Raw genomic sequence first — 21985 nt, 5'->3', positions numbered from 1 at the left:
AGGACCAGCCTCAGCCGAGGTCCCCCATGTCGAGCGTGAAGCGGTACCGCACGTCCCCCGCGGCCAGCCGCTCGAGGGCGCTGCCGACCTGGGCCGACGGGAGCACCTCGACGTCGGCCACGATCCCGTGCTCGCCGCAGAAGTCGAGCAGCTCCTGGGTGCGCGCGAGACTCCCGCTGCCGGTCGAGGCGAGACGCCGTCGGGCGCGGAGCAGGTCCATCGCGTCGACGTCCGAGGCGCCGAGGTAGCCCAGGGTGACGAGCGTGCCGTCGAGGTCGAGGGTCCTCAAGTAGGGCCCGAGGTCGTGCTGGGCGGGAGCGCAGTCGAGGACCAGGTCGAGGCTGTCGCCCGCCGCGGCCATCTCCGCCTCGTCCGTCGACACCACGACCCGGTGGGCGCCGAGCGCTCGGGCGTCGTCCGCCTTGTCGGCGGTCCGCGTGAAGACGGTGACCTCGGCACCGAGCGCGACGGCGAGCTTGACCGCCAGGTGGCCGAGGCCCCCGAGCCCGACCACGCCGACCCGCGTGCCGGGCCCGACGCCCCAGCTGCGCATCGGCTCCCAGACCGTGATGCCGGCGCACATCAGCGGGGCGACGGCGGCGGGGTCGAGCCCGGCCGGGCGGTGGTAGACGAAGGTCTCGCGGACGACGTACGACGAGGACCACCCGCCCAGCGTGGGCGTGCCGTCGATCCGGTCGCGACCGCCGTACGTGAGCGTCGGGAAGTCGACGCACATGTTCTCGTGGCCGGCCAAGCACATGCGGCACTCCCCGCAGGAGTCGACGATGTTGCCGACCGCGACCGGGTCACCGACCACGAAGCGCGTCACGTCCGAGCCGACGGCCGCGACCTCGCCGACGAACTCGTGGCCCGGCACGAGGGGCACGTCTCCGCGTCCCTCCGCGGAACCGCCCAGCGCGTGCAGGTCGGTGTGGCAGACGCCGCAGTGGGTGATCCGCACCTCGACGTCGTCGGGTCGCAGCGCGCGACGCTCGAAGTCGAAGCGCTCGACCTGCCCGGGGGTGGTCGTCGCGCGGTAGCCGGTGGAAGGGGTGGGGTTCGTCGTCTCGGGGTGGGTCACGCCGTCGACGCTATGTCGGTGCCCCGAACAGGATCCGCCCACGAAGCACCCCGAGGCACTTCACCGTCGAGACGCGCTGCAGGCCTGTTCACCGGGCCGCAGGAGGTGTAGGCAGGGACGGTGAGGGCCGCAGCCCCCACGTCCGCCCGTGGAGGAGATGGATCATGGCTGCACTCGAAACCGACCAGCTGCTCAAGGAGCTCGAGCCGGTGGTCGCCGACAACCTCGACCGGCACATGGCCATCGCGGACGAGTGGATGCCCCACGAGTACGTGCCGTGGAGCCTCGGGCGGGACTTCGCCGACCTCGGCGGGGACCCGTGGGAGGTCGCTCAGTCGCAGCTCTCCCCCGTCGCCCGGACGGCGCTCGAGGTCAACCTGCTGACCGAGGACAACCTGCCGAGCTACCACCGTGAGATCGACCGGGCCTTCGGAAGCGACAGCGCCTGGGGCACGTGGGTCAACCGGTGGACGGCTGAGGAGGGACGGCACGCGTTCTGCATCCGCGACTACCTGCTCGTCACCCGTGGGGTCGATCCCGTCGAGCTCGAACGGGCCCGGATGGAGACGATGGAGACGGGCTACGAGGCGACGGAGAAGTCCGTGCTCAACGTCTGCGCCTACGTGTCCTTCCAGGAGCTGGCCACCCGGGTGTCGCACCGCAACACCGGGCGCTACACCGAGGAGCCGATCGCGGAGAAGCTGCTCGCCCGCGTCGCCAAGGACGAGAACCTGCACATGATCTTCTACCGCAACATCGTCACCGCGGCGCTGGAGATGGCGCCCAGCCAGACGATGCGCGCGATCACCGAGGAGGTCGTCGGCTTCGAGATGCCCGGCAGCATCATCCCGGGCTTCTCCCGCAAGGCGGTGGCGATGGCCAAGGCCGGCATCTACGACCTCCGCATCCACCACGACGACATCGTCTCCCCGCTCCTGCGGCAGTGGGGCGTCTGGGACATCGAGGGACTCGACGAGGACGGGGAGAAGGCGCGCGACGAGCTCGCCGCCGCCGTCTCCGCGCTCGACGGCGAGGCCACGCGCTTCGTCGAGCGGCGGGCCGAGGCTGCGGCCAAGAAGGCCGCCCGCCAGGCCTGACTCACCTCGTCGGAGGCTCGCCCCTTCGAGGTGCGAGCGACCGCCTTCGGTGGTTGAGGTGTGAGCGAAGCGAGCCTCGAAACCCCGCCCCACCTCGGCGCCCGGCACCACTGCCGGGGACGATGACGGTGACGCGCGTCCACCGTGGCGCGCACCCGACTGAGGAGCCTTCATGGACGGCACGTACGACGCGCAGGCAGGGACCCGGTTCCCCACGACGAAGTGGCGTGAGGGGTACGACGTCGCGTCGGTCGACGAGCTCGTGGCTCGCGCCGAGCGGGCCGTGAGCTTCCGCGACGGGTCAGTGCGCTCCGAGGACGTGGAGCAGGTCCGGTTCGCACCGGTGCGATGGCGTACGGGCTACGACATGGACGCCGTCGACACCCACCTGGAGCAGCTCGCGAGCCAGCTGAAGGACATCGAGTCCTAGATCTGGCCGGGATCAGGGCCTGCGTCAGCGAGCGCCCTGGGAGCGCCAGTAGTCGTTGAGGGCGCCGTTGGTCTTGACGAACCAGACGATCAGGCCGACGCCGAAGAACCACCCGAGCAGCAGCGCCCACAGCCCCGTGGCCCCGCTGACCGGGGCGCGCATCCCGCGACGCTCGTAGAGCCCGCCGACCTCGCTCGACGAGATGAACGGCATCACGATGCCGACGAAGATCGCGAGCACCAGGGCGAGCCCGCCGCCCAGTCCGGTGTTGGTGTGGCGCTTCATCTCCTCGTGGGTCTTGAAGTACCAGACCCAGGAGTAGATCCCGAGCGTCACGATCGTGAGGGCGATGCAGGCCCCGGTGCTGCGGACCTGTCCGAGCGGAGCGCCGTGGATGGGGATTCCGTACGCCGCGAGCGGCTGGGCGCCGTACGGAACCGAGGCCGTGGCCTGGGTCTGGGCCTGCTGCGGGAGCAGCTGCTGACCGTCGGCGGTCTCGGTGCGCGGCTCGGTGTTCTCGGTCATGGTTCCCCCGTGGGTGCGTGGCGTGGTGGTGATGGCTGGCGCAACGTACCCGCCGTCCACCCCCCGCGTCCCGGGTTCAGTCAGGTCCGCCCTGACAGCCGTGCCCGGTTGTCCACAGATCCGGATTGCCGGGTTTCGCAGCCGGCTCCCGACGGGAAGAGTCGACCCCAGTCGTACTCGTCCGGCTGACGCCGGCTCCATCTCGGGAGACACGATGAACATCAGGCTCGACCCTGCCCACTTGTCGATCGGCGCCGACGCCATCGAGGCGCGGGCCGCCGACATGGCGACCCGTCGTACCCGGATCGAGGCATCGGTCGACGCCCTCCTCGCGACCTGGCACGGCGACGCCGCCGACCGGTTCGCCGGGCTGTGGGCGGAGTGGCGCACGGGCGCGGACGGGGTGATCGCCGGCCTGGCAGGGAGTGCCGGCGCGTTGCGTGCCGCCCGGGACGACGTGTCGCTGGCGGACGCCTCGTCGTCCGACACCCACGACCGCCTCGCGGGGCGGCTCGGATGACGGCGTACGACGTGGACGTCGGCGAGCTGATGGCCGTCCTCGCGGCGATGGACTCGTGCGGGCGCGAGCTCGCCGACCTGGCGGCGGACGTCGAGAGTGCGCACGTGGGCATGCACTCGGACTGGACGGGCCTGGCCAGCGACGCGCACTCGACCTCGCACGCCTCGTGGCGCACGTCGTTCACCGAGATGGAGACCGCGCTCGCGGGCCTGCGCTCGGTGGGAGACACCGCGTGTGCGAACTACTCGGCCGCCGTGGAGGCCAACCTCGCGATGTGGGAGCAGGTCCGATGAGGATCGCCGTCGAGACCGGCGGCTTCACCTCGGCCGCGGACGCCTGCCGCACCGGCAACCAGATCTCCGCGCTGCAGTGCGAGTCGCTGGCCGGCAAGCTCAGCGGGTACGCCGGAATGGCCGGCGACGACGCGACCAGCGCCGACTTCACGGCGTCGTACGACGCGGGCGCGCGGCAGGCGCTCGACACCCTGGCCGAGCTCACCCACGCCTTCATCGGCCTCGGACGGCTGCTGACCGCGACCGGGACGAACCACCGCGATGCCGAGGCCGCCTCTGCGGCGGTGTCCGCCTACAGCGGCGGCTCGCTCGACGAGGACGACTACGTCCGTGTTTCCCCCGCCTCGCCGCCTTCGTGCCTCGGCGCCAACCCCGTGTCCCTCGGCACCGTGGAGACGTTCATCCTCGACCACATCGAGGGCTTCGTGTGGCCGGGAGCCGACACGGACCTCCTGCTCGACGCGGCCACCACGTGGCGACGGGCCGGCGCGGCCGTGGCCGACCTGGAGGCGCACTGCGACATCGCTGCCGGGTTCCTCGAGCACCAGGTCTCGCCGGAGATCCCCCTCGCCCTCTCCGCGCTCGCCGAGCTGCGATCGCTGATCGGCGACACCGCCGACGCACTGGTCTCGGTGGGCACGTCCTGCGAGGAGTACGCCGATGCCGTGCGCGACACGCACGACCGCACCCGGGCGCTGCTCGCCGAGATCGGCCAGATGGTCGTCGAGGGAGCCGTCATCTCCGCCATCGTCGGCGGGATCACCGGCGGCCTCGGGGCCGGTGCCGCCGGCTCGGCGGCACTGGCCCGGATCGGCGCACAGGCGCCGCGGTTCCACGCCCTGCTCGTCGGGCTGCGGGCCACCGGCACCGCCACCGCCGGGCGGCTGCGGACCGCTGGTGACGGGTTGCGGACTGTCCGGACGCGGGTCGAGAAGTTCGCGCGCGTGCCGGCGCGCAGCGAGCGAGGGTCGATGAAGGTGCCGGGCGGTTGGGGCGGTGCACGGAAGCCGGGCTGGCTGCGCGCGCACGATGTTCCTCCTGGCCACACCATCAGAGAGCATGTCGGAAAGACGGCGGACGAGCTACGTGAGCGTGTCACGTATCAGGGCCGTATGAAGGCGTCATCATTCGACGACCTGGCTTCGGCCGAGAGGTTGATCGACGATGTCCTCACCCGGAAATCGGACCAGATTGAGGGCTGGATCCAGAGCAGCAGCAACGACAAGCTCGTGCTCGACATGGAGATGGGACATCCCACTGGGACGACGGTGCTTGCGGACGGGTCCGTCGTTGGCTCGACCGCCGTTAAGGTCATTCTCATACCAAAGTCCGGCACAGATGACGGATGGCAACTCCTCACGGCGTTTCCGAACTAGGGCGAGAACATGGACAACCTCAAGCACCTCATCAGCGCCTACTTCTACGAGCTCTGGGACGAGCACGAGTACTCGTCGTGGCAAGAAGCGGTTGACGACTTCGTACGACGCTCCCCGGAACGAGCAAGGAGCGTTCCCCACGAGATCACGTACTTGCTGACTGACGTCCGCGGCGACGAGGAGCTCGCAAAGCAGCTCGAACAATGGGGTTTCGATGCGCAGACACCGAACGGTGAACGCGCATGGCTGCTCGGCGTGCGAGACCGGATCGCAAGTGACTTGGCAGCCGAGTCGGCTTAGAGCCCCAATCGCCGCGCGACCTCGTCGCCGGCCACCCGCCGCACGGTGCCGGGATCACCGACCACCACGAGCTCGTCCGTGGCCCGCGACATCCCGACGTACAACCGCTCCCGAGCACGATCGCGTGAGCCGTCCTCGTTGAGGCACAGCACGACGGCGCGCCGCTCGAGACCCTTGCAGCCGAGGACGTGCCCGTAGAAGACGTCGTCATCCCAGTACGTGCCCCAGTAGCCCTCTTGGTCGTGGAAGGCCGTGCGCTCCACCTGGATCGGGTGGCGGTGGCCCGTGGTGAGCAGGGCGACGCTGCGTGGCTCCCAGCCCTCGTCCAGCAACCGGTCCACCTCGTCGTCGGCTGTGCCGATCGCGTCGTCCAGGGTGGACTCCACGAAGCGGACGGCAGGTCCGTCGCCACCACGTGAGTACATGCGGCTCGGAGCCAGCGGCCCGAACGATTCGTGGATCTGCTTGGTGTTGCGAAGGTTGTGGTCCAGCACCAGCGGGACGAGCGCCACGGGAGGGCGACCGAAGCGCGCGAAGATCCGCTGGTTCTCGTCGGAGTAGACGAAGAGCCCGCCCTCCTCCTCGTCGCGTAGCGACCGGAGCACCGGTGTCCACCAGGAGTCAGCGAAGTCCTGTGCCTCGTCGACGATGACGGCGTCGAACTTCTTGCCCTCCGGGAGCGCGCCCGCGAGCTCGGCCATCTCCGCGGGGAGCCGCTCCTCCCAGAACTCGCTGTCCGAGCGGTCGCCGTCCGCGGCACCCCACTGCTTGCCGAACGCATGGAACGTTCCGACGAACGCCGGCCGGTGGCGGCGGTCCCACGTGGCGACCTGTCGCTTGAGGTGCTCGGCCAACCCGATCGAGTAGCAGAGCAGCGCGACCCGCTGCGCCGATCGTCCCTGCCCTCCACGCGTGAGTTCCTTGGCCTGCTGGAGTGCGAGCACGGTCTTGCCGCTGCCGGCACCGCCGCGCACCTCGACCCGGGGCAGCAGACGGGTGACCCCCAGGATCGTGGCCTGCTCCATCGTCAAGCGGTCGAACTCGGCGGCACGCTCGTCGGACTCGGCGTTGACGTCGTACGGCGCCGCAAAGCGTCCGGTGAGGATGTCGGCAATGACCTCGACGTCGTCGTGGGTCGGGGGCCGCTGCCCGTGGAGCATCCACCACGCGTTGTCGCGCACCCGAGGACCGATGGCGGCCAGGTCGTCCTTGTCGTGCAGGGCCCAGCGCGGGAGCTCGGGGACCGTGAAGTCGCCGGCGAAGCCGGAGAAGCGCGTGACGACCCCGTGCCCCCACCCGACACGACGGGCCGACCCACCCTGCGGATGCTGCTCGACATACCGCTTGAGGGAGTGCTTGGCGGTGCGCACCTGGTCGACCGGCCGGATCCGGCGATGCACCCCCTTGCTCGCGATCCACCATGCGTGACCCTCCGCCTCGTCCGGCTCGACGTGCACGCTGCCGCCCTTGACCTCGAGGACGAGGACCCCCACGTCCGGCATGAGCACCACAAGATCGGCTTCGACGTCCTTCTCCGCGTCCGTGAGGCGCAGGTTGGCGAGCAACACGTCGTCCGGACCGAGGGCATCGCGCAGGTGCTCCCAGACCTCCCGCTCCGAGGTGGTCTGGAAAGTCGGCGACTCGGGAATCAGGCGAGGCATGCGCACACCCTCACATCCGTCCGTCGTCCCCGCGTGCGAATCGGCCGGGTCACCGTCCGGAGCCGCACTCGTCCTCCTCGAAGAGCGCCAGCTGGTCGAGCTGCACCTTGCGGACGGGCGCGTCCACGAGGAGACGCAGTGCGGCGCGCATGCGCGAGGTGAGCTCGCGGAGGTACTCCTGCCGCGCCCGTGCCACCTGCTCGGCACGACCGCGCCCCTCGTCGCGGGCGGCGCGCGCCTTGGCGCGCATCTCCCGCCGACGCTGCTCGTTGATGCGCACCGCCTTGAGCAGCAGACCGGTGTCGTTGTCGAAGATGCGGGCCATCGTGGCCGGTCCGACGGAGCCTCGCTGCCCGCGCTCCAGCTCGACCATCACGCCGTACGCCGTCGCGAAGCGGCCCGTGGGCGGTCGGCGGCCCGTCGTGTCGGCGGGCTGGCGGGTCGACTGCTCGTCCATGCAGCGTCCGCCGACGCGGGTCACCAGGTCGCTGGCCCACCGGTCCACCTGCGTGGTGAGCCGCTCGATCTCGAGACGCAGCTGCGCGGGCACGACCACGGACGCATCCAGCTCGCGGTAGACGCTGATCTGGCCGCCACGCAGCGAGAAGGACAGCCCGAGCTCGCGCTGGTTGAGGAGGTTGACCTCGACGAGCGCGCGGGTCTCGTCGACGACGTCGCCGACCAGAGGTGCGTGCACGAGGATCCGCGGCAGGTGTGCACCGACGGTCACCCAGACCACGCCGCGCGCGGTGTCGAGCGGGAGGTCCCCGTCGTCGTCCCACTGCGGTGGGTCGTCCTGCAAGCCGCGCACCGCCAGGTCGACGACGGCCCGGACATCGTCTGGGCCGTCGGGGTGGACGCCGTCGGGGTGGACGCCGTCGCGGTGGTCTGATTCGCCGGCTCGCGGCTTCGGCGGGATGACGCGCGGCTGGACCTCGGCGCCCTCGGCCTCGTCGAGCAGTCCGTCGGCGGACAGGTACGTCGGGTGCAGCACGGCGTACACCTCGCGCAGGGCCCGGACGATCATCACGGCCGCGCGATCGGCGTCGCGCTGCTCGAGGTCGATCCAGTAGTTGCTCGACTCGTCCGCACTCTCCTGCGGATCCGCGTACGACGGAGCGTCGAACCCGATGGCCACCAAGGCCTCGTGCTGGCTCTCGTCCAGCAGGTACGCGTCGGCCAGGTACACGTTGCTCGCGGCCTCGACCCGCATCCAGCCGGCGCCGGCCAGTGCCTGACAGTAGGGGGCCGTCCCGAGCTCGACCTCGTCCGGCACCTCGATGAGGAATGGCTCGCCGTCCTCCAGCCCGGCCAGCCGATCAGCCAGCCTCTGGCGGAACTTCCGCCAGGCCGTCTCCACCGCGTCGTCCCAGCGACGCTCCAGCTCTCCACTCATCTCGACCCCCGATTCCGGGCCGCCCCCGCGACCCTGCCCTGCTGAACCTAGGGACGACCACCGACACCGCACGGCGGTCGGTCTAGTCCGGCGGTCGGGCGCTCTCATCGCAGGACGCACCCGCTATGCGCACAGCGAAGGCAGTTCGGGGGTGCCGGGCGGGGAGCCAGGCGTGAGCGGGTCGCCCGGTCCGCGAACTGCCTTCGCCGTGCGCCGCCGGTCGGGTCGGGGCGATGTGGGCCGCCTCAGTCGGCGGGAACCTCATCGTCGACCTCGAGCGAGATCAGCGTGACCCCGATGTCCCGCAACCCCGAGAGCACGCCGTACAGCTGGGCCTGGTCGGACAGGCAGCCGGTCAGGACGGTCGTCCCGTCGGCGTGACGGGTGATGGCGAGACCGCCGAGCCGCCCCGACCAGTGGTCGTCGAGGTGACCCGCGATCCGGATCGCGTACGTGCTCATGCCGACGCGCCTTCGGCGACCAGTGGACGCGACCTAAGACGACGCGCCGACCGCCGGATCGCCCACTCCGCGACGGCGAGGTTGATGACCCATCCGGCCGCCTTCAGCAGGTCACCCCGGACCTCACCCGGGCCGAAGACAGCCTCGCCGAAGCCCTGCGTGAAGACCTGCGTGCCGGCCGCCACCGCGATCGCGTAGGCACGGATCATCCACGCCCGGTGGGCAGTGAAGTCGCGGCGTCGAGCGGCGGCGACCCCGACGACGAGGCAGCCGATCATGGTCGTCCCGGCGACGAGCCGCAGGACGAGGAGCAGCGGGCCGGTTCCGGGCTGCGGGTCGTGGAAGAGCGTCAGCCACAGGGCGGAGCCGGCGACGAGCAGGCCGGCCACCGCCAGCACCCGGCCCGCCCGACGGTGCCAGCCGGGATGCGTACGACGGATCCGCGGCACGAACTGGAACGCGCCGACGATCGCGAAGACCGCCGCCCCGACGATGTGCAGCACCAGCGCCACCGGGAAGCCGGCCCACCGGTCGTCGGCCGGCATCACCGCGGGCCCTCCGGCCAGCTGCACCAGCCGTAGCGTCCCCGCGGTGAGCGGCACGGAGCAGAGCACGAGGAGGGCGACGGGGATCCGCCAGCCGCCCATGGCAGCGCTCATGACCGTGCGGGCTCGAGGACCGCGCCGGCCGGCTCGGTCGCAGAGGAGTCACCGGAGTTGCGCCACAGGGAGACGCCGAGGCCGATCAGGGCGATGCCCTCGGGGACGGCGAAGGGGCGGTTGAACGCGTCCGGCAGCACGGCGAGCGCCGCCGTGGCGGTCGTGCTGACGGCGAGCAGGACCGACGCCCAGCGAGCCAGGATGCCGGTGCGGAACAGCGCGATGCCGAAGATCAGCCCGCCGAGGATGTAGCCGGCGCCGCTGACGTTGAGGACCACCTGCAGGCCACCGATGTCGCCGCTGGGGGTGCCGCCGGTCGCCGCCACCAGCACGTCCTGGACGTAGCCGGGGTCGGTGTCGAGCAGCGCCGGTAGGACCGTCGCGGCGATGACCTCGACGGCGAGGATCGTCAGGTAGCCGATGGCGAAGACGGCGTACCCGACGAGTCCGAGGACCCCGGACTGCCGGTGCTGGCGCAGGTAGATCCCGGTGATGCCCGCGAGAGCGAGGGCCGCCATCACGATCTTGGCGCACGAGCGCATGACCCACTCGGTGGTCTCGGTGTCGAAGGCCGTGATCGAGGGGTGGTTGACCTGGACGGCGATGAAGATGGCTCCGGCGGTCGCCGCGGCGGCGCCGGCGGCCCTGACGAGGCCGCTGCTGGTGGTGTTCATGATCGGCTCCTGGACTGGGCCGGGCGGGGTGTCCGGCGATGTCCAGGACGCTAGGGAGCGACGTGGTGACCCCACATCACACGGTGATGTGACCCGCTTGGTGATCCGTCAGAGGAGGTTGCGCTCGGTCGCGCGCCGTACGGCGGCGCGGCGGGTGTTGACGTCGAGCTTGGTGAAGATGTGCTTGGTGTGGGTGCGCAGCGTGTTGAGCGAGACGTAGAGCCGCTGCGCGATCTCCGGCCCGGTCAGCTCGGTCGCGAGCAGGCGGAGCACCTCGAGCTCACGCTCGCTCAGTCCTTGGCTCGAGGCAGCCGGTGCGGGTGTCTCGTCCCGCACGTCCGACGCCAGCACCGTCACCGCCAGCCCGTCCTCGGTGGCGGCGGCCCGCAGAAGCTCGACCATCGGCGCCCCCTCGTCGAGGAACAGCCGACGCCAGCCCTGCGGTACGGCGAGCGCGAGGGCCTCGCGCAACGCGTCCAGCGCCGCGTCGCGGTCGCCCCTCGCCAGCTGCGCGAGAGCCCGTACGACGAGCGCATCCGCGACGCTCCCGACTCGCCCGTGCTCCTCGCCCGCCGCCACGATGCGCGCCGTCAGGGCGACGACGTCGTCGAGGTCGGTCCGCTCGGCGATGCGCAGGCGTGCGAGCGTCAGCTGGTCGAACTCGTCCAGGTACTCCCCCGCCCCCAGCCCGACACCGCGCTCGGACGCCCATTGAGCAGCGTCGGCCAGCCGCCCCTGAGTGATGTGGACACGGGCGCGGTGCGCGGGGATCGGCCGGACGTCGGGGAAGTACCCGGGCAGGAAGAGCGGCTCCCCCTCGTCGAGCATCGCCACCGCGCCGTCGAGGTCATCGCGGGCCCGGAGCAGCGCGGCCCGGGCGACGTACGCGCGGTGCCGGTTCTCGATCAGCGAGGCACGCTCGCCAAGCTCAGTCGCCGCATCCAGGTGAGCCTGGGCGGCAGCCGGCTCGCCCTGCTCCACCAGCACCTCGGCGAGCCCGATGTGCAGGTCGCCGGTCGTCGACAGCGGCGGGCCCGGGACCGCCTCCGCCGCCTCGAGCGCGCGCTCGTAGAGGCGCCGCGCCTCGTCGGGTCCGCTGCGCGCCAGCGCGATGCTCGCCAGCACGACGGTCATCCCGAGCCCGTCGGCGACGTTGCCGGCCGCTCGGATGTGGCGCCTGGCCGCGCCGAACGTGTCGGCGGCCGTGGCCAGGTCACCGGCGGCCCAGGCGGCCAGCCCCAGGAAGCCCGACGCCGCCCCCAGCGGGAAGTGGCCTTCGGGCCCGGCGAGGTCGCGAGCCCGACCGGCGTGGGCCACGGTGCCGGCGACGTCGCCACGCGCCTGGGCGACGGTGGCTCGGTAGACCTCGATCATCGACGGGAGCGCGGCCAGCTCCCTGCTTCGCGTCTCCTGCGCCCCGGGCGTACCCCTTGGCGTGGGCTCCACCGCCGACCCCAGGGCCGCGTCGGCGGCGTCCAGCCAGTGCCCGAGCCCGTCGAGGTCCCCCTCGCTCAACCGCGTCCACGCGAGGTGCATCGCCAGCAGCGGCCGGCGGCGTACGACGCCCTCCGGCAGCGCTTGCAGCCACGCGCGCATCGTCCGGTCCTCCCGCCGCTGACGCAGACCGGTCACCGCCAGCTCCACCAGCTCGGCCGCCTGCTCAGCGTCGTCGCCGGCCAGGGCGTGGGGTACGGCGTCCTCCAGACGGCCGTGCTCGGCGTACCACTCGGCCGCGGATCGGTGCAGCCGCGCGACGCGCTCCGGCGGCGTCGTCGGTGGTTGAGGTGCGAGCGCAGCGAGCCTCGAAACCCCGGGGTCCTCTGTGTTCAGCCGCGCACGCAGCGCCTCGGCGAAGAGGTGGTGGTAGCGCCACCAATGCCGCTCGTCGTCGAGCGCGACGACGAAGAGGTTCGCCCGCTCGAGCGCCTCCAGCTGCTGCTGTCCGTCGGTGCGGCCGGTGACCGCGTCGCACAGCGGGCCGGACAGGTCGTCGAGGACCGAGGTGTCGAGCAGGAACGACCGGACGTCCTCGGGCTGGCCCGCGAGCACCTCGTCGACGAGGTAGTCCAGGACGAAGCGGTGGCTCCCGGCGAATGCCTCGACGAACCCGTCCGGGTCACTCGCGCTCGCCGCGGAGAGCGCCGCGAGCTGTAGCCCGGTCGCCCAGCCCTCGGTCCGCTTCTCGAGCGCAGCCACGTGGCGCGGCTCGAGACCCAGCCCCATCACCTCGTTGAAGAACGCCGTCGCCTCGTCCTGCGTGAACCGCAGGTCCGCCGCCCGGATCTCGAGCAGCTCCCCACGTGCACGCAGCCGTGACAGCGGCAGCGGCGGGTCGGCCCGCGTGGTCATCGCGAGCGTGACCTGGGGCGGCAGGTTGTCGAGCAGGAAGCTGACCGCCTCGTGCACGTCGACGGCGTCGACGACGTGGTAGTCGTCGAGAGCGATCACCGTAGGCCCGGGCAACGCGTCGAGGTCGTCGACCAGACCGGCCAGCACGTCCTCGGCGCGGAAGGAGCGATCACCCTCGAGCAGCAACGCCGCCTCGGCGCCCACCTCCGGGCTGCTCACCTGCAGGGCAGCGACGAGGTGGGTGAGGAACCGACGCAGGTCCGCGTCCCCCGCGTCCAGCGACAGCCACGCGACCCGCGCACCGCAGTGAAGCAACCACTGCGTCAGCAGCGTCGTCTTCCCGAAGCCGGCCGGCGCGGCGACGAGGGCCAGCCGTGGCATCGACCCCGGCTCGGTCGGGAACCGGTCGGTCAGACGAGTCCGTACGACGAGCTCGCGGCGTGGCTGCGGGACGCGCAGCTTGGTGCCCGGCACCGGCATGGCGCCAGCGTAGTGGGGCCATGGCCGACCCACCGCCGGCCGAGGGGGTCGTCCAGCGACCCGTCGCGAGCCACATCCCGCATAGGTGCATCCACCCATGCGGCGCATCACGGGAGATGGGCATCGCGCCCGACGCGAGCGGCGTACGTCTCGCGCGACCGTGGGCGCATGGACACCACCGACCTCGACACAGACATCGACACCGTGATCATCGGCGCGGGCCAGGCCGGCCTGGCGACCGGCTACTTCCTCCAACAGCGAGGGACCCCGTTCGTGATCCTCGACAGCGCCACCCGGGTGGGCGACAACTGGCGGCGGCAGTGGGACACCCTCAAGCTCTACTCCCCCGCGCACGTCGACGGGCTGCCCGGCCTGCCGTTCCCGGCTCCGCGCTGGACCTTCCCCGGCAAGGACGCGGTGGGCGACTACCTCGAGTCCTACGCCCGCACCTTCGCCCTCCCGGTCCGCCTGGAGACCCGCGTACAGGCCCTCGACGCCGATGGCGACGGGTACGTCGTCACCACCGACCGCGGCCGCTACACCTGCCGCAACGTCGTGGTGTGCACCGGCACGTTCGGCCGCACGGGTGCGGTGCCCGAGATCGCCGCCGCGCTCGACCCGGCGATCCTCCAGCTGCACTCCAGCGAGTACCGCCGGCCCAGCCAGGTCAACGACGGACCGGTGCTGGTCGTCGGCGCCAGCCACTCCGGCACCGACATCGCCTACGAGCTGGCCGAGACGCACCCGACGATCCTCGCCGGCCGCGACTGCGGCGAGATCCCGCCCAGGCTCGGGTCCCCGGTGTTCCGGGTCGTCTTCCCCGTCCTGCTCTTCGCGTGGAAGCACGTGCTGACCCGACGCAGCCCCATGCGCGCCAAGCTGATGGACGAGCTCCGCCACCACGGCGGGCCCATGCTGCGGGTGAAGCGGCGGGACCTGCTCGAGCGCGGCGTCCAGCGGACGACCAGCCGGGTCGAGGAGGTCCGCGACGGCCTTCCCGTCGTCGACGGCACGCCGCGCGAGGTCTCGACCGTCGTGTGGGCGACCGGCTTCCGGCAGGTCTTCAACTGGATCCACCTGCCAGTGCTGGGCGACGACGGCTGGCCCCGGGAGATGCGGGGCGTCTCTCCCGACGCCCCCGGGTTGTTCTTCTGCGGACTGTGCTTCCAGTACGCCTTCAGCTCGATGGTCCTCCCCGGTGTCGGTCGCGACGCGGCGTACGTCGCGGACCGGGTCGCGGCACGATCTCGCCGGCTCGGAAAGGCGACGCCGAGCCTGCCCAGGGCCGCCTGAGCGGCCGTACCCTCGAACCGTGGACACGGCCGCTGACCACTACGCACGCGGCGACTGGCAAGCCGCGTACGACGCGTGGTCACGCACCGGGCCCGACGGCCTCAGCGCCGCCGAGCTCGACTGCTTCGGCGCGGTCGTCGAGCTCGTCGGGCCGTACGACGAGGCGGTCCCTGTCCTGCAGCGCGCCTTCCGCGCGCACCAGGAGTCTGGCGACCTGCACGCCGCCGCCGGGTGCGCGCTCCGGCTCGCGATTGGCCTGGCCGAGCACGGCGACCACGCGCTCGCCGGCGGCTGGGCCGCCCGGGCGGCCGAGCTGGTCGACGAGTTCGGAGCGGACTGCGTGGAGCGCGGCTGGATGGCGCTGCTCACGATGTTCCGCGCCCTCGGCGAGGGCGACCTCGCGGCGGCGACGCGGCTGGCCGACGAGGCGCACGACACCGGCCACCGCTTCCACGACGCGGACCTCTCGGCGATGAGCACGTGCGCGAAGGGGCGTCTCTCGATCATGAGCGGGCACTTCGCCGAGGGGCTGACGCAGCTCGACGACGCCATGGTGCGGGTCGTCGCGGGTGAGCTGTCCCCGGTGATCGCGGGACACGTCTACTGCACCGCCATCGAGGGCGCCCAGGAGGTCAGCGACTTCGGCCGGGTCGCCGAGTGGACGGCCGCCCTCGAGCGGTGGTGCGACGCGCAGCCGGGTCTGTTGGCCTTCACCGGCCAGTGCGCCGTGCACCGCGGGCAGCTGATGCGACTGCGCGGCGCCTGGGACGACGCGTTGCGCGAGTGGTCGCTTGCCGCCGAGCGGTACGTCGCCCTGCGGACACCCGCCCCCGTCGGCCTCACCGCCCGCGAGACCGGCGACGTGCTGCGGTTGCGGGGTGACCTCGCCGCAGCCGACGAGGCCTACCAGCGTGCCGCCGACCTCGGCGTCGACCCGCAGCCCGGACTGGCGCTGCTGTGGCTGGCCCAGGGGCGGTCGTCGCCGGCGGTCGCGGCCGTCGACCGGCTGCTCGCCTCGTCGGACGGACCGCTGGAGCGGTGCCGGATCCTGCCGGGGTCCATCGAGGTCCTGCTGGCGTCGGGTGCGGTCGAGCGCGCGCGGCCCCTGGCCGTCGAGCTGGGGTCCCTGGCATCGGCAGCCGGGTCGGCGGTCCTCTCCGCCGCCGCCGCCCAGGCCCACGGAGCCGTCGAGCTCGCCGCCGGGGATGCTGCGGGCGGGCTGCCCTACCTCCGCAAGGCGCACCAGCTGTGGGCGCAGTCGTCCTCGCCGTACGACGTCGCCGTCACGAGGCTGCTCATCGGCCGCTGCCTCCTGGCCCTCGGCGACACATCGTCCGCCGAGCGCGAGCTGACCGCCGCACGTGCGGCCTTCCGGCAGGTCGGTGCGGCGCCGATGGCCGACCTCGCCTCGTCGCTGCTGGCACCCGCGTCCCTGCCCGGCGGCCTGACCGCCCGCGAGGTCGAGGTGCTCCGCCTCGTCGCCTCGGGCCGCAGCAATCCGCAGGTCGCGGCCGAGCTCGTGCTGAGCGAGAAGACCGTCGCCCGCCACCTGTCCAACATCTTCGGCAAGCTCGACGTCGCCTCGCGCACCGCCGCCGCGGCGTACGCCTACGAGCACGGACTGGTCTGAGCATGACCCTGCGGGCGCGGCTCACGGACCTGGCCGATCGGATCCCGCTGCCGGCCGAGACCCTCGGCGGCGTGGCGGTGGGCGCGGTGCTGCAGCGGTTGCGGCCGCTGTCGCTACCACCCGCGGCCGGGCCGGCCGGCACCGTCTGCGCGGTCGCGGGGATCGGCCTGGTGGCAGTGGCCTGGCACGAACGGGGGCCGGGCGACCTGGAGCACCCGGTCGCACTCGTCACCACCGGCGTCCACGCACGGACCCGCAACCCGATCTACGTCGGCTTCACCCTCGCCCACCTCGGCCTGGCCGTCGCGACCCACAACGGCTGGATGCTGGCCACCTGCCCCGTCAGCGCAGCGCTCGTCCACCGGTGGGTGCCGCGCGAGGAGCACCTCCTGCACGAGCTGTTCGGCACCGAGTACGACGCCTACCGGGCCACGGTGCCGCGCTACCTGTGACGTGGTGAGCAGAGCGGGTCGCCCTCGACGGCAGACGCCCGTGGCCCCCGCCATCGGCGGGGGCCACGAGTCGCGGAGATCAGGCCAGCACGCCGCCAATCGTCATCACGCCGTCCGGGTCGTAGGTCCGGATCGCCCGGCGCAGCCGCGCGAGGGTCACCTCGTCGTACGCGTCGACGTACTCCTCCGGCGTGAACGTGAAGTTAGGCAGCCGGTGACCACCCACCCACGGTGCCAGCGCGTCGAGGATCGCGGCGGCGTGGTCCTCCACGCCCGGGATCTCCGAGATGCCGACGATGAGCAGCGAGTACGCCGCGGCGCGCGAGGCGAAGGCGCTCGGGTGCTCCCCCGACCGGGCGAAGGCACCTCCGAGCTGGCGGACCTCGACCAGGATCTGCGGGGAGACCACGCCCGGCCCCGTCAGCGCGAGCAGCGCGTCGACCGCCTCCTGCGGGAAGTCGGTGAGCACGTGGCCAGCCTCGTAGGCCGGGGTCGGGTCGAGCGGGTCCGTGTGGACCGAGTCGATCGCGGTGTAGGGCTTCTCGGCCACGTCGTCCAGGATGACGGGAGCCGCGGCACGCATCGCGGCGAACCGGCGCTCCCCCTCCTCGGCCGACCCCGTCCACACGAAGCGCACCGACAGCGTCAGTCGCCCGGCGAGCATGGGCGGCACTCCTTCCATGTCGGGGAGCTGGAACAGGGCGATCGACGTGGTGCCCAGCTCGGGCAGGTCGTCGGACCAGTGCAGCCAGCGCTCGATGACGGTCGCCGCGTCGTCCCCGTCGAACCACAGCGAGCCGCCGTAGAACCTCGGCTGCTCGACAAGATCGAACTCGATGGCCGTGACGATGCCGAGCATCCCCTTGCCACCGCGCAGGGCGAAGAAGAGGTCCGGGCGCTCCGTGTGCGTCACCCGCCGGAGCTCACCGTCGCCGGTGACGACCTCGATGGCGCGCACCTTGTCGCTGGCCAGCCCGTAGGTGCGGGCCATCGGCCCGAGCCCACCGCCGGTGGTGTAGCCGACGATGCCGACGTCGGTGATCGATCCGGACAGGGGCGCGAGGCCGTACGGCGCGGCGGCCTCCACGACCGCGAGCCACTTCACGCCCGCCCCGACGCGCGCCCAGCCCTCCGGGTGGACGACCACCTCGTCGAGCTCCTTCGTGGTGACCAGCAGCTCGGTGGTGAGGTCGGCCATGGGGCCGTGGCCGGTGGCCTGCGGGGTGACGCGGATGCCGTGCCGGGCCGCGAAGCGCACGGCCTCGACGATGTCCTGGGCGTCGTGCGCCGCGAGGACGGCCGCGGGCCGGACCGGGATGGCGACGTTCCAGGGCGAGACGAGTGCGTCGTACCTCTTGTCGCCGGGCACCGCGACGGTGCCGATGGTGAGTGCGTCCAGCTCCCCGAACGGTGCGGCGTACGCGGTGCTGGTCTGTGCGATGGTCATTGTTCCTCCGTGTGGTGTCGTCGTTGACCCGACGAAGGTGCACCCACACGGTTGAGGAGGACTTGCGCCCGACTTGAGTCCTTGTGCGGAATCAGTCGTCTGACGGCCGTTGCGGGGCGAGAAACAGCCCGTTCGGGTCCGCAGATCGACGGATCCGGTCGAGGCGTTCGTACGCCGTCGCCGACCACCCGCGCCGGGCGGCGGCCTCGTAGGCCATCGAGAGGTACGACGCCCGGGACGTCCAGGGGGCCAGCGAGTCGAGGACCCGCGTGGCGTCCTCGCGCACGGCGCTCCAGCCCGTGCCCACGTCGAGCCCGACGCCCAGCACCAGGAAGGAGCCGTCCAGGTGGTCCAGCGCACCGCCTCGGGGGGCCGGCCGCGCGAGGGCTCCACCGAGCTGGCGCAGCTCGACGAAGAGCAGCTGGCTGCCGGAGCCGGGACCGGCCGTCGCGATGAGGGCGTCCACCGCGTCCGGCGGCAGGCCGTGGACCAGGACGCTGTTGGCGTAGACCGCGGTGGGTTCCTGGGGGTCGAGCTGGAGGTGCGCGATGTCGGCGGCGGGCACCTCCGCGAAGCTGTCGGTCTCGGGCCCGAGGGCACGCAGCGGAGCAAGGGCGCGGGCAGCCGCCCCGGCGTCGCCCACCGCCACCGCGTCGAGCATGACGAGCCGCCGGCCGCGGATGTCGGGGGGCATCCACTCCTCGTCGGGCACCTGGAAGATCCGGGCGACGCTGGTCACCGACTCCGGCGCGTCCGCGGTCCACTCGCCCCACGCGGTGAGGACCCGCCGCGCGTGCCGCCAGTCCCAGGCCAGCATCCCGGCGTAAACCGTGCGGATCGGTAGCAGGTCGAACTCCAGCGCCGTGACCACCCCGAAGCCGCCGTGGCCGCCGCGGGCCGCCCACAGCAGGTCCTGGTCCTGGTCCTCGGTGGCGCGCACGAACGTCCCGTCCGCCATCACCAGCTCGACGGCGGTGATCGCGCTGCACTGCAGGCCGTGCTGCCGGGCGTACCAGCTCACCCCGCCGCCGAGCGAGGACCCGACCACGCCCACCCCGGGGCTGGACATGTGCATCCCGGCCAGTCCGACCTTGCCGGCCCGGGCGATGACGTCGCCCCACAGCACGCCGGCCTCGGCGCGCGCCGTACGGCTGGCGGCGTCCACGCGCAGCCCGGTCATTGCCGAGGTGCGCAGGAGCACGGCGTCGCCGAGCCGCCCCGCGAGCGGAGGCGCTCCGTGGCCGGTGCCCTGGGGTGCGATCCGGAGACCGGACGCCGCGGCGGCTCGCACGATCCGGGCGACCTCATGAGCATCGGCCGGGTAGGCCACCGCCGCTGGGTGCTCGTCCACCTGGAGGTTCCACGGCATCCGCGACTCGTCGTAGAGGGGGTCCCCGGGCAGGTGGACGGCACCGCCGGCCAGCCCGCGGAGCGCCTCGGCGTCCGCGGTGGGGAGGGGCGTGGGCTCGGGCACGGTCACCACCTCATGGGCTGGGCACGCCAGCATGGCCGGGGTGACTTGAGGATGACTTGAGCCGCCGGGCCATCCGCTCGTGGAGGAGCGCCCGCTCGCCGGCCGGGATGTCGGCGTGGATCGCGTCGCGCACCAGCGGGTTGACGAACTCAAGCGGCTGGCCGTCGACGAGGATCTCCCCGCGAGCCAGCACGTCGAGCGCCGCCGCCACGTCCTCCTCCGAGTGCTGCGCCAGGTCGGCCACCGTCACCAGGTCGGCCGCCGGACCGAGTACGGCCACCGCCCGCGCCACCGTGGTGACGGCCGCCGGCATCCGGCGCAGCCGGAGCGTCACGAGCGACGTGATCGCGCGCGACCCCACTGCCCGGACCGTGTCGACGTGGGCCGCGTCGGGCGGGACACCTTGGTCGGCCAGCGCGCGCAGCAGCTGGCGCAGGAGCAGCGGGTTGCCCGAGGTCATCCGGTGGCAGGTGGCCACGAACGTGTCCGCACCACGACCGAGCCGATCCGTGACTAGGTCGGCCGTGCCCTGCTGGGTCAGCGGCGCCGGGTGCAGCACCGAGACCGACTCGTTGCCGGCAAGCTCGGCCAGCAGGTCGTCGGCCTCGTGCGCCTCACCGGTGCGCATCGCCAGCACGACCAGCACGGGCAGTCCCTCGAGTCGCTTCACCAGGTAGGCGAGGAACTGCAGCGACGGCTCGTCGCCCCACTGGATGTCGTCCACGCACAACACGAACGGGGCGGTCTCGGCGAGCTGCGTGGTGAGCTCCCACAGGCCGCGGAGCACGGCGAAGCGGTCGTCCCGGCGTACGACGTCGTCGACGGCCGCGTCGAAGAGCTGCCGCACCACACCGAAGTCGAAGCCCTGCTCCAGGGCGCTGCTCCGTGCCGACCTCACCGGGACTCCGATGCCGGCGGCCAGCCGGCGCACCTCCTCTAGCAGCCGGGTCTTGCCGATGCCGGCGGGGCCCTCGATCAGCAGGCAGCCGGAGACCCCGGCGCCGAGCTCCTCGAGCATGGTGCGCAGGACGGCCATCTCGCGCTCCCGGTCGACGAGCCCGTCGGGGGTCCGGGGTCGCGGGACCCGTCGGGTGGCGTCCTCCGCGACCGCGATCGCGGGCGTGGGAGCGTCGAGGTCCGGCGACTGGGCCAGCACCTCCGCCTCGAGCGAGCGCAGGGCGGGACCGGGGTCGACCCCCAGCTCGTCGGCGAGCACCTCGCGGGCACGACGGAGCGCCGCCAGCGCCGCTGCCTGGCGGTGTGCCCGGTAGAGCGCGAGGGCGAGGAGGCGCCAGCGCTCCTCGCGAAGCGGGTCCTCCGCGACGAGCGCCTCGAGGTCGCCGATGACGAGCTGGGCCTCACCGAGGTCGAGACGTGTGGCGAGGAGGCGTTCCCGGGCCAGCGCCCGGAGCTCGGCGAGCCGGCCGATCTCCGCCTCCGCCCAGGCCTCCCCCGCGTAGTCGGCGTAGGCGGGTCCTCGCCACAGCCGGAGCGTGGTCTCCAGGGTGCACACCGCATCACTCGGCGCCTGGCCCGACGCCGACTCGACGGCCGTCTCGAACTCCCATGCGTCCACGGCGTCCGGCGGGACCCGCAGCACATAGCCGGGGCCGGCGCGGACGATGACGCCGTCGCGTTGCCGAGCCGTCGCGTCGGGCTCGAGCCGCCGGCGCAGGTGGCTCACGTAGGCCTGCAGCGCACCGGTGGCGTTGGCCGGGGGGTGGTCACCCCACACGCAGTCGATCAGCCGATCGGCTGGGACCACCTGGTCCCGCTGGATGATCAGACCCGCGAGTACGGCGCGCTGGCGCCGCCCGCCGAGGTCCACGACCGCGCCGTCTCGCGTGGCCGTGAGCTCGCCGAGCACGTGCAGGTGAAGGTGCGGCTGTCCGTCCACCCCACTTCCTCGCGTCGTCTCCGTCGAGGATAGGGCTCAGTCAGGGGTGCTTGCTGCCCCGAATTTGGGCACGCGGGCTCACGTCGAGACCCTCCGGGGCCTTGCGAGCCCAGCCTCTTGGGGACGGCTGCCGCTACAGGTGCTCGAGCTTGGCGTAGGGGCTCGTGACGCGCACCGTCTTGTCGCCGAAGTCGATCGACACCGCGTGGGCCTCGACATTGATGACTCGCCCGAGGCCGTAGAGGTCGTGGCAGACCTGGTCGCCGACGGCGTACACCTCGATCTCCAGTTCGGGCTTCGGCTGGAAAGGGCTCGAGGACTTGCGCGTGGACCAGGATGAGGACGTCATAGGAGTCCAGTATGCGCCAAGGCCGAGGGAAGTGTCGCTATCGCGGGCGCATCGGCCCACGAGGGGCGGGTTTCTCACCCTGGTTCCTCTCCGTCCTGTCCGCGGAGGGCAGCGACCTTGCGCCCTCTGCCCCGGCGGTGC

At 72.4% G+C, this 21985-nt stretch carries 21 protein-coding genes; 9 read left to right on the top strand and 12 right to left on the bottom strand.

The features are described 5' to 3' along the window. Window positions 1-10: 10 nt before the first annotated feature. Window positions 11-1081 carry an NAD(P)-dependent alcohol dehydrogenase gene (locus DAE25_RS02730; protein WP_107764668.1) on the bottom strand — a complete coding sequence of 357 codons (1071 nt, stop codon included), beginning with the start codon at window positions 1079-1081 and terminating at the stop codon, window positions 11-13. Window positions 1082-1245: 164 nt separating this feature from the next. On the opposite strand from DAE25_RS02730, the gene DAE25_RS02725 reads away from it, so the two are divergent. Together DAE25_RS02725 and DAE25_RS02720 are read left to right on the top strand one after the other, a co-directional pair. After that, complete coding sequence (locus DAE25_RS02725) at window positions 1246-2178, top strand: acyl-ACP desaturase (protein ID WP_107764667.1); 933 nt, start codon at window positions 1246-1248, stop codon at window positions 2176-2178. A gap of 172 nt (window positions 2179-2350) precedes the next feature. Further along, window positions 2351-2608, top strand: a complete 258-nt coding sequence (locus DAE25_RS02720; RefSeq protein WP_107764666.1) for a DivIVA domain-containing protein — start codon at window positions 2351-2353, stop codon at window positions 2606-2608. 24 nt (window positions 2609-2632) lie between these two features. On the opposite strand, the gene DAE25_RS02715 is transcribed toward DAE25_RS02720, so the two are convergent. Beyond that, on the bottom strand, window positions 2633-3133 hold the full coding sequence (locus DAE25_RS02715) for a DUF4234 domain-containing protein (protein ID WP_107764665.1): 501 nt from the start codon (window positions 3131-3133) through the stop codon (window positions 2633-2635). Between the two features lie 214 nt (window positions 3134-3347). Here DAE25_RS02715 and DAE25_RS23005 point away from each other — a divergent pair, with 214 nt between their 5' ends. From DAE25_RS23005 to DAE25_RS02695, 4 genes are read left to right on the top strand one after another with little or no spacing between them, the layout of a single operon-like run. Beyond that, window positions 3348-3653 (top strand): WXG100 family type VII secretion target, encoded by a 306-nt coding sequence (locus DAE25_RS23005; RefSeq protein ID WP_159083528.1) that lies wholly within the window; start codon window positions 3348-3350, stop codon window positions 3651-3653. Beyond that, a complete protein-coding gene (locus DAE25_RS02705; protein ID WP_107764663.1) occupies window positions 3650-3946 on the top strand; it encodes a WXG100 family type VII secretion target in 297 nt (98 codons plus the stop codon). Before DAE25_RS23005 ends, DAE25_RS02705 begins: the two co-directional genes overlap by 4 nt. Beyond that, on the top strand, window positions 3943-5322 hold the full coding sequence (locus DAE25_RS02700; RefSeq protein ID WP_107764662.1) for an RNase A-like domain-containing protein: 1380 nt from the start codon (window positions 3943-3945) through the stop codon (window positions 5320-5322). Before DAE25_RS02705 ends, DAE25_RS02700 begins: the two co-directional genes overlap by 4 nt. 9 nt (window positions 5323-5331) lie before the next feature. Then, window positions 5332-5622, top strand: a complete 291-nt coding sequence (locus DAE25_RS02695) for a contact-dependent growth inhibition system immunity protein (protein WP_107764661.1) — start codon at window positions 5332-5334, stop codon at window positions 5620-5622. Here DAE25_RS02695 and DAE25_RS02690 read toward each other — a convergent pair. The 6 genes from DAE25_RS02690 to DAE25_RS24085 form a co-directional block, all read right to left on the bottom strand. After that, on the bottom strand, window positions 5619-7283 hold the full coding sequence (locus DAE25_RS02690; protein ID WP_107764660.1) for an NERD domain-containing protein: 1665 nt from the start codon (window positions 7281-7283) through the stop codon (window positions 5619-5621). The genes DAE25_RS02695 and DAE25_RS02690 overlap by 4 nt on opposite strands. A gap of 49 nt (window positions 7284-7332) precedes the next feature. Beyond that, the gene (locus DAE25_RS02685; RefSeq protein ID WP_107764659.1) at window positions 7333-8679 is read right to left on the bottom strand and encodes a TY-Chap domain-containing protein; all 1347 of its coding nucleotides are present in this window, start codon (window positions 8677-8679) and stop codon (window positions 7333-7335) included. A 245-nt stretch (window positions 8680-8924) separates the two neighbouring features. Beyond that, on the bottom strand, window positions 8925-9140 hold the full coding sequence (locus DAE25_RS02680) for a hypothetical protein (protein WP_107764658.1): 216 nt from the start codon (window positions 9138-9140) through the stop codon (window positions 8925-8927). After that, on the bottom strand, window positions 9137-9799 hold the full coding sequence (locus tag DAE25_RS02675) for a DUF2306 domain-containing protein (protein WP_107764657.1): 663 nt from the start codon (window positions 9797-9799) through the stop codon (window positions 9137-9139). Before DAE25_RS02675 ends, DAE25_RS02680 begins: the two co-directional genes overlap by 4 nt. Continuing rightward, window positions 9796-10473, bottom strand: a complete 678-nt coding sequence (locus DAE25_RS02670; protein WP_107764656.1) for a hypothetical protein — start codon at window positions 10471-10473, stop codon at window positions 9796-9798. Before DAE25_RS02670 ends, DAE25_RS02675 begins: the two co-directional genes overlap by 4 nt. 108 nt (window positions 10474-10581) lie before the next feature. Beyond that, the gene (locus DAE25_RS24085) at window positions 10582-13302 is read right to left on the bottom strand and encodes a LuxR C-terminal-related transcriptional regulator (protein ID WP_199907394.1); all 2721 of its coding nucleotides are present in this window, start codon (window positions 13300-13302) and stop codon (window positions 10582-10584) included. Window positions 13303-13470: 168 nt separating this feature from the next. Here DAE25_RS24085 and DAE25_RS02660 point away from each other — a divergent pair, with 168 nt between their 5' ends. Genes DAE25_RS02660 through DAE25_RS02650 form a run of 3 tightly spaced genes read left to right on the top strand, consistent with a single transcriptional unit; the run spans window position 13471 to window position 16677 of the window. Beyond that, window positions 13471-14595: a flavin-containing monooxygenase gene (locus DAE25_RS02660; protein WP_107764654.1), complete on the top strand. Its 1125-nt coding sequence runs from the start codon at window positions 13471-13473 to the stop codon at window positions 14593-14595. 19 nt (window positions 14596-14614) lie between these two features. Next, window positions 14615-16225 (top strand): LuxR C-terminal-related transcriptional regulator, encoded by a 1611-nt coding sequence (locus DAE25_RS02655; RefSeq protein ID WP_107764653.1) that lies wholly within the window; start codon window positions 14615-14617, stop codon window positions 16223-16225. A gap of 2 nt (window positions 16226-16227) precedes the next feature. Further along, the gene (locus tag DAE25_RS02650; RefSeq protein ID WP_107764652.1) at window positions 16228-16677 is read left to right on the top strand and encodes a methyltransferase family protein; all 450 of its coding nucleotides are present in this window, start codon (window positions 16228-16230) and stop codon (window positions 16675-16677) included. Window positions 16678-16756: 79 nt separating this feature from the next. Here DAE25_RS02650 and DAE25_RS02645 read toward each other — a convergent pair whose 3' ends face one another. From DAE25_RS02645 to DAE25_RS02630, 4 genes are all read right to left on the bottom strand, one after another. Further along, window positions 16757-18124, bottom strand: a complete 1368-nt coding sequence (locus tag DAE25_RS02645) for an FAD-binding oxidoreductase (RefSeq protein WP_107764651.1) — start codon at window positions 18122-18124, stop codon at window positions 16757-16759. 91 nt (window positions 18125-18215) lie between these two features. Next, entirely contained in the window at window positions 18216-19598 is a 1383-nt protein-coding gene (locus DAE25_RS02640) for an FAD-binding oxidoreductase (RefSeq protein ID WP_199907393.1), read from the bottom strand. A 10-nt stretch (window positions 19599-19608) separates the two neighbouring features. Further along, window positions 19609-21495, bottom strand: coding sequence for a BTAD domain-containing putative transcriptional regulator (locus tag DAE25_RS02635; protein ID WP_107764649.1), 1887 nt, complete (start codon window positions 21493-21495; stop codon window positions 19609-19611). Window positions 21496-21628: 133 nt separating this feature from the next. Continuing rightward, entirely contained in the window at window positions 21629-21844 is a 216-nt protein-coding gene (locus DAE25_RS02630) for a hypothetical protein (RefSeq protein WP_056887738.1), read from the bottom strand. Window positions 21845-21985: the final 141 nt, after the last annotated feature.

The organism is Nocardioides terrigena (genome assembly GCF_003047265.1).
GTDB lineage: Bacteria > Actinomycetota > Actinomycetes > Propionibacteriales > Nocardioidaceae > Nocardioides > Nocardioides terrigena.
Note: the sequence above shows the minus strand (reverse complement) of the source record. Positions and strands in the feature narration are given on the sequence as shown.

What these genes read in the sequence shown, in the direction of transcription:
- DAE25_RS02705 (WP_107764663.1), top strand. Translation starts at nt 3,650, where the DNA reads ATGACGGCGTACGACGTGGACGTCGGCGAGCTGATGGCCGTCCTCGCG.
- DAE25_RS02650 (WP_107764652.1), top strand. Translation starts at nt 16,228, where the DNA reads ATGACCCTGCGGGCGCGGCTCACGGACCTGGCCGATCGGATCCCGCTG.
- DAE25_RS02660 (WP_107764654.1), top strand. Translation starts at nt 13,471, where the DNA reads ATGGACACCACCGACCTCGACACAGACATCGACACCGTGATCATCGGC.
- DAE25_RS02720 (WP_107764666.1), top strand. Translation starts at nt 2,351, where the DNA reads ATGGACGGCACGTACGACGCGCAGGCAGGGACCCGGTTCCCCACGACG.
- DAE25_RS02675 (WP_107764657.1), bottom strand. Translation starts at nt 9,799, where the DNA reads ATGAGCGCTGCCATGGGCGGCTGGCGGATCCCCGTCGCCCTCCTCGTG.
- DAE25_RS02695 (WP_107764661.1), top strand. Translation starts at nt 5,332, where the DNA reads ATGGACAACCTCAAGCACCTCATCAGCGCCTACTTCTACGAGCTCTGG.
- DAE25_RS02715 (WP_107764665.1), bottom strand. Translation starts at nt 3,133, where the DNA reads ATGACCGAGAACACCGAGCCGCGCACCGAGACCGCCGACGGTCAGCAG.
- DAE25_RS02725 (WP_107764667.1), top strand. Translation starts at nt 1,246, where the DNA reads ATGGCTGCACTCGAAACCGACCAGCTGCTCAAGGAGCTCGAGCCGGTG.
- DAE25_RS02690 (WP_107764660.1), bottom strand. Translation starts at nt 7,283, where the DNA reads ATGCCTCGCCTGATTCCCGAGTCGCCGACTTTCCAGACCACCTCGGAG.
- DAE25_RS02630 (WP_056887738.1), bottom strand. Translation starts at nt 21,844, where the DNA reads ATGACGTCCTCATCCTGGTCCACGCGCAAGTCCTCGAGCCCTTTCCAG.
- DAE25_RS02685 (WP_107764659.1), bottom strand. Translation starts at nt 8,679, where the DNA reads ATGAGTGGAGAGCTGGAGCGTCGCTGGGACGACGCGGTGGAGACGGCC.
- DAE25_RS02700 (WP_107764662.1), top strand. Translation starts at nt 3,943, where the DNA reads ATGAGGATCGCCGTCGAGACCGGCGGCTTCACCTCGGCCGCGGACGCC.
- DAE25_RS02645 (WP_107764651.1), bottom strand. Translation starts at nt 18,124, where the DNA reads ATGACCATCGCACAGACCAGCACCGCGTACGCCGCACCGTTCGGGGAG.
- DAE25_RS24085 (WP_199907394.1), bottom strand. Translation starts at nt 13,302, where the DNA reads ATGCCGGTGCCGGGCACCAAGCTGCGCGTCCCGCAGCCACGCCGCGAG.
- DAE25_RS02670 (WP_107764656.1), bottom strand. Translation starts at nt 10,473, where the DNA reads ATGAACACCACCAGCAGCGGCCTCGTCAGGGCCGCCGGCGCCGCCGCG.
- DAE25_RS02680 (WP_107764658.1), bottom strand. Translation starts at nt 9,140, where the DNA reads ATGAGCACGTACGCGATCCGGATCGCGGGTCACCTCGACGACCACTGG.
- DAE25_RS23005 (WP_159083528.1), top strand. Translation starts at nt 3,348, where the DNA reads ATGAACATCAGGCTCGACCCTGCCCACTTGTCGATCGGCGCCGACGCC.